At 39.6% G+C, this 925-nt stretch carries 1 protein-coding gene and 1 pseudogene; both read right to left on the reverse strand.

Annotation, left to right across the window (positions count from 1 at the left end):
- Positions 1 to 462, reverse strand: a 462-nt coding sequence (locus IM290_RS21350; RefSeq protein WP_193354505.1) for a hypothetical protein, incomplete at its 3' end; no start/stop codon positions are given.
- Between the two features lie 8 nt (positions 463 to 470).
- Positions 471 to 925, reverse strand: a pseudogene (locus IM290_RS21355) (type IV secretion protein Rhs); the annotation flags it as partial.

Here is a 925-nt window from a genome sequence, read left to right on the forward strand (position 1 = left end):
TTCATCATCTGTAGCATCACCATCATAATTATTTTGTTCCATCTCAATAGCAGAACAAAAAGCATTCAAAAAGTCAGCTAAGGAACCAGAAATTATAAAGTTTCGTTTTTGAATGCTACCATAAACAGGAGATGTTAGATTTTGGGTGTCACAAAAAAGAACGTCACCATTTCTTTCAGCAAAGATTATATATTCATCGCGCCAAGCCGTATCATTTTGAACTCGCCAACCGGATAATATTTCGTTGAGATCTTGAGGTTCAATAATCTGTAAATAAAAAGTACCATCAAATGTTGGACTGTCATTTAAAATCAAATGACGATAAAAAAAATCAACCTCCCCATTTAAATTCACGGGAAAAGAAGTCTCATTTTCATCGTCTGTATAGTCTATCTCTCCCATATTCAATTCATTCATTTTAAATTTGTTCACAAGATCTTGGACTGCATTTTTTATGTTCATCTTTCCACCTATAATTGCTTACATCGTTGTCTAGATTTTAGTGTTCTTTCTCTATCGATTAAGCGCCCACGCGTCGAGTTCTTAGTATTCCCTCTATGTCCTTGATCACCATGGACATGCTCATTGAACTTGTCGGGATGGTTATGATTTTTCAAGAATACAATGTTCCTCGGATCACCTTGCCATTTGGAACCAAGTGTACCATTGCCTTCTACCGAATTGATATGATGCCCGGTATAGCCTGCCCGGGACATCACAGAGGTTAGGCTCTTGTTGGGAGTCTTCAAAATTAAATCCCTCTCTTGCGCTGTCCAATTTCTTGTGCCAGCCCCACCATCCTGCAATAAGGCTTTTTCTTGCACCCATGCCCTAGAAATAGCAGAGCTTCTAGCTCCACCTTGAGCAGAAAGAGAATCATGTGGCCGGTAACGAATGAGATCGTCAGGAGTCAACCCCCACGGAT

This window comes from Enterobacter cloacae complex sp. S1, assembly GCF_014930525.1.
Taxonomy (GTDB): Bacteria; Pseudomonadota; Gammaproteobacteria; order Enterobacterales; family Enterobacteriaceae; genus Enterobacter; species Enterobacter hormaechei_C.